Source organism: Nocardioides sp. (assembly GCF_034670285.1).
Classification (GTDB): domain Bacteria; phylum Actinomycetota; class Actinomycetes; order Propionibacteriales; family Nocardioidaceae; genus Nocardioides.
In genome coordinates, this window is the sequence record NZ_JAXMNS010000314.1 from 1 (window position 1) to 4637 (window position 4637).

General features: G+C 69.9%; 5 protein-coding genes. 1 reads left to right on the forward strand and 4 read right to left on the reverse strand.

Annotated elements, in window-relative coordinates:
* Both VOI19_RS14715 and glmS read right to left on the reverse strand, forming a co-directional pair.
* Positions 1-166, reverse strand: a 166-nt coding sequence (locus VOI19_RS14715; protein ID WP_323793718.1) for a 4'-phosphopantetheinyl transferase superfamily protein, incomplete at its 3' end; no start/stop codon positions are given.
* 4 nt (positions 167-170) lie between these two features.
* Positions 171-2027 carry a glutamine--fructose-6-phosphate transaminase (isomerizing) gene (gene glmS / locus VOI19_RS14720; RefSeq protein ID WP_323793714.1) on the reverse strand — a complete coding sequence of 619 codons (1857 nt, stop codon included), beginning with the start codon at positions 2025-2027 and terminating at the stop codon, positions 171-173.
* 113 nt (positions 2028-2140) lie between these two features.
* On the opposite strand from glmS, the gene coaA reads away from it, so the two are divergent.
* On the forward strand, positions 2141-3151 hold the full coding sequence (coaA, locus tag VOI19_RS14725) for a type I pantothenate kinase (protein WP_323793715.1): 1011 nt from the start codon (positions 2141-2143) through the stop codon (positions 3149-3151).
* A gap of 7 nt (positions 3152-3158) precedes the next feature.
* Here the strand turns inward: coaA and VOI19_RS14730 are convergent, their stop codons facing one another.
* Complete coding sequence (locus tag VOI19_RS14730; protein WP_323793716.1) at positions 3159-3926, reverse strand: maleylpyruvate isomerase family mycothiol-dependent enzyme; 768 nt, start codon at positions 3924-3926, stop codon at positions 3159-3161.
* Positions 3927-3951: 25 nt separating this feature from the next.
* Positions 3952-4545 carry a TetR/AcrR family transcriptional regulator gene (locus VOI19_RS14735; protein WP_323793717.1) on the reverse strand — a complete coding sequence of 198 codons (594 nt, stop codon included), beginning with the start codon at positions 4543-4545 and terminating at the stop codon, positions 3952-3954.
* Positions 4546-4637 lie beyond the last annotated feature (92 nt).

Below are 4637 nucleotides of genomic sequence, written 5' to 3' on the forward strand. Positions count from 1 at the left end.
CCTTGGCGAGCGCCTCCTTGGCCGCGAAGCGGGCGGCCAGTGACGCCGGCTGGCAGGTCGCCTCGGCCGGGGTGAAGAGCCGCTCCACCAGGCCCGGGGTGCGCGCCAGCGACTCGGCGAAGCGCCCGAGGTCGCACACGTCGATCCCGACGCCGATCACCGCCACCGCGCTACTCGACCGTGACGGACTTGGCGAGGTTGCGCGGCTGGTCGACGTCGTGACCCAGCGCGCTCGCCAGCTCGCAGGCGAACAGCTGGAGCGGCACGATCGCGACCAGGGGCTGGAGCAGCGTCGGCACCTTCGGCAGCCGGATGAGGACGTCGGCGTACGGCTCGATGCGGGTGTCGCCGGCCTCGGCGAGACAGATCGTGCGAGCACCCCGGGCGCGCACCTCCTGGATGCCGCTGATCATCTTCTCGTGCAGCTGGTCCCGGCCCCGGGGAGGCACGATGCACAGCACCGGCAGTCCCTCCTCGATCAGCGCGATCGGACCGTGCTTGAGCTCGCCGGCAGCGAAACCCTCGGCGTGCAGGTAGGCCAGCTCCTTGAGCTTGAGCGCGCCCTCGAGCGCGACGGGGAACCCGGCGTGGCGGCCGAGGAAGAGCACCGAGCGGGTGTCGAGGTGCTCACGGGCCAGCTCGTAGACCTGCTCGCAGTCACCCAGGACGCTCTCGATGTGGTCGGGCATCGCCTCGAGCTGGGCCATCACCTCGTTGATCTCGTCGTCGAACCGGGTGCCCTTGACCTGCGCGACGTAGAGCGCCAGCAGGTAGCAGGCGATGAGCTGGGTCAGGAAGCCCTTGGTCGAGGCGACGCCGATCTCGGGGCCGGCATGGGTGTAGATCACGGCGTCGGACTCCCGCGGGATCGTCGAGCCGTTGGTGTTGCAGATCGCCAGCACCTTGGACCGCTGGGTGCGGGCGTGCCGGATCGCCTGAAGGGTGTCGGCGGTCTCGCCGGACTGGCTGATCGCGACCACCAGGGTGGAGTGGTCGAGGATCGGGTCGCGGTAGCGGAACTCCGAGGCCAGCTCGACCTCGACCGGGATCCGGGTCCAGTGCTCGATGGCGTACTTGGCCACCATGCCGGCGAAGAAGGACGTCCCACAGGCGATGATGATCATCTTGGAGACGTCGCGGATCTCCTCGTCGCTCAGCCGCATCTCGTCGAGCTGGAGCAGCCCGTCGCGGGTGCGGCGCCCGAGCAGGGAGTCGGCCACGGCTCGCGGCTGCTCGAAGATCTCCTTGCGCATGAACCAGTCGTGGCCGTCCTTCTCCGCCGCCGACAGGTCCCAGTCGACGTGGAAGCGGCGGCCCTCGGCGGGGTGGCCGTGGAAGTCGGTGATGTCGACGCCGGTGCGCGAGATCGTGATGACCTGGTCCTGGCCGAGCTCGATGGCCTCGCGAGTGTGGGAGATGAACGCCGCCACGTCGGAGCCGAGGAAGTACTCGCCCTCACCCACCCCGACCACGAGCGGGCTGTTGCGCCGGGCGGCGACCACCCGGTCGGGGTCCTCGGCATCGATGGCGACGAGGGTGAAGGCTCCCTCGAGTCGCTGGCACACGCGCTGCATGGCGACGGTGAGGCTCTCGCCCGACTGCACCTGGAGCTCGACGAGGTGGGCTACGACCTCGCTGTCGGTCTCGGAGACGAGCACGTGGTCGTCGGCCTCGAGGCGCGCGCGCAGGTCGGCGAAATTCTCGATGATCCCGTTGTGCACCAGCGCGACCCGGTGGGCGTTGCCGTGGTGAGGGTGCGCGTTGACGTCGGTGGGCGGCCCGTGGGTGGCCCAGCGCGTGTGGCCGATGCCGGTGGTCGACGCCGGCAACGGATCGTCGGCGAGCACCTTCTCGAGGTTGGCCAGCTTGCCGGCCTTCTTGGCCGTCACCACGCTGCCACCGGTCTCGGCCGCCACCACCAGCGCGACGCCGGCCGAGTCGTAGCCTCGGTACTCCAGACGACGTAGTCCCTCGATGACCACGTCCTGGGCCTGCTGGGGTCCCACGTACCCGACGATGCCGCACATGGGCCCTGACTCTACTTATGCCGGCCCCTCACCGCCTCCCGACGTGGACGACGCAGGCGCGCGAGATGGACCGCACCGGCCGGGCACCCCGGGTTGCTGCAAGAATCGCGGCCATGTCGCGCGGCGAGGACTCCCCCACGGGCCGGACCGCCGGACCGCCACCATCGGGCAGCGACTCCCCCGGCCGCGAGACCTCGCCGTACATCGAGCTCGAGCGCGGCGCCTGGTCGGCGCTGGCCGACGAGACCCACAGCCCGCTGCGGGCCGACGAGATCGAGGCGCTGCAGGGCCTCGGCGCCAGCCTCGACCTCGAGGAGGTCGAGGAGGTCTACCTCCCGCTGTCGCGTCTGCTGAGTCTCTACGTCAGCTCGGCCACCCACCTGCACCGCGAGCAGGAGAGCTTCCTGCACCGGCGCACCCCTCCCCGTACGCCGTTCGTCATCGGGCTCGCGGGCTCGGTCGCCGTCGGCAAGTCGACGACAGCGCGCGTGCTGCAGCAGATGCTGGCCCACTGGCCCGAGCACCCCAACGTCGCGCTGATCACCACCGACGGCTTCCTCTACCCCAACGCCGAGCTCGAGCGCCGCGGGATCCTGCAGCGCAAGGGCTTCCCGGAGTCCTACGACCGGCGCGCCCTGCTGCGCTTCGTGGTCGACCTCAAGTCGGGCAAGGACGAGGTCGAGGCGCCGACGTACTCCCACCTCGTGTACGACGTGGTCCCCGGCGAGAAGGTCGTCATCAAGCGCCCCGACATCGTCATCATCGAGGGGCTCAACGTCCTCCAGCCGGCTCGGGTGAGCGAGGACGGCACGACCGGTCTGGCCCTGAGCGACTTCTTCGACTTCTCCGTCTACGTCGACGCCGGTCGCGACAAGATCCGCGAGTGGTACATCTCGCGCTTCCTGCGCCTGCGCGAGACCGCCTTCCGCGACCCCGGCTCGTACTTCGCCAAGTACGGCTCCCTGACGCACGACGAGGCGGTGACCGAGGCTTCGCGGATCTGGGACACCATCAACGGGCCCAACCTGGTGCAGAACATCCTGCCGACGCGCTCGCGCGCGACCCTGGTGCTGCGCAAGGACCGCGACCACTCGGTGCGCTACGTGCGGCTGCGCAAGCTCTGAGCCTCACTCAGAACGGGACGGGCTCGGCGAGGAGACCGGTTCCCTTCTCGCGCCCGGAGACGATGCGGCAGAACTCCACGGCATCGAGCTCGAGGTGCGGTTCGTCAGCACCAGCCGTGCGGAACACCCCGCCTGCAGGCCCGGTCAGGGTGAGGTGGACCGGGGAGCCGTGTCGCCGGGCCCACTCGGCAGCGACGTCGGCGACGATCCGTCCGTCGTGGTCGGCGGTGAGCTCAGGTCGACGCCCCAGGGCTCGGCACAGGTCGATGCGGTGCAGCCAGGCGTCGCGGGTGAGCACGACGTCGACGAGGTAGCCCAGCGACCAGCGTTCGTCGAGGTCACCCATCTGCACCGGGAAGTGCACCAGCTTGCGCATCAACGCCGGAGTGCGCGCCCGACCTGCCGCGGCCGGTTCGGCGAGCGCCGCGCACTCGGCGACGAGCTCGGCTGTCGACAGGCTCGCCGTGAGCTCGACCTGGAGGGCGGTCATGATCGCGACACCCTGCTCGTCGCTGACCTTGGTGCGGCGGGCGATCTCGCGCTGCTGCCGCAGCATCTCGCGCAGGGACGCGGCCGACCGCATGGCGCCGACCACGTGGCCGGCCAGGTCGCGCACCGTCCACAGCGAGCAGTCCGTGGGCCTCTCCCAGCCGGTGCTCGGCACCTGGGCGAGCTCGTCGGCGAAGCGTCGGTAGGCGGTGGCGGCGAGCGGCCGAGCATCTCGGTGACCGATCGGAGCGAGTGCTGTCAGGTCGTGGGCGGTGGTGGCGGACATCTGGTTCTCCTCGTGGGTGTGTCTCTCAGGTGGTCGTGACGGGCTCCCCGAGAAGTCGTGCGTGACCGCAGAACATGTCGACGGCCTCGTCGAGCAACGAGATCCAGCGGTCTCCGCCGGGGTCGTTCGACACCTGCTGGTCGGTCAGGCCGGTGACCAGGGCGCTCCAGAGATCGAGCAGCCGCTGGTCGGTGACCCCGATCCGCTCCATGTCGGCGGTGTAGGTCCGGTAGAACTCCAGCGCCAGCCCGTAGGACGTCTCCGACGGGACGAATCCGGGGATCGGACGCTGGAAGAGCAGCTGGTAGCGCACCGGCTCGGCGACGCAGAACGACACGAAGGCGGCTGTCGTCGAACGAAGGCCTTCCCGGCCGGACGGCGGCTCGGCCCTGGCAGCCGTCATCTCGAGGAGCGCCCGCTGACCGTCGGCGAACATCGCGTCGTAGATCTCGCTCTTGGAAGCGAAGTAGGAGTAGAGCGACGGGGCGCGGAGTCCGACCTCGACGGCGAGGTCGCGCATCGACAAGCCGGCCAGCCCTCGGTCACGGCAGAGCGTCCAGGCGGCGTGCAGGATGTCGGCGCGGGTCAGCTCGCGGCGACGGTCCCACCCTGTGCTCATGGCTCCCCCAGCCCTGACAAAGTTCCGAACAATGTACGAAAGTCTGAACCTCGTTCGGCAAAAAGTCAACGGCGGCCCTCGGGCGCGTGCAT

Excerpts from the sequence above, each read along its gene's own strand:
- coaA (WP_323793715.1), top strand. The coding sequence starts at position 2,141 with ATGTCGCGCGGCGAGGACTCCCCCACGGGCCGGACCGCCGGACCGCCA.
- glmS (WP_323793714.1), bottom strand. The coding sequence starts at position 2,027 with ATGTGCGGCATCGTCGGGTACGTGGGACCCCAGCAGGCCCAGGACGTG.
- VOI19_RS14730 (WP_323793716.1), bottom strand. The coding sequence starts at position 3,926 with ATGTCCGCCACCACCGCCCACGACCTGACAGCACTCGCTCCGATCGGT.
- VOI19_RS14735 (WP_323793717.1), bottom strand. The coding sequence starts at position 4,545 with ATGAGCACAGGGTGGGACCGTCGCCGCGAGCTGACCCGCGCCGACATC.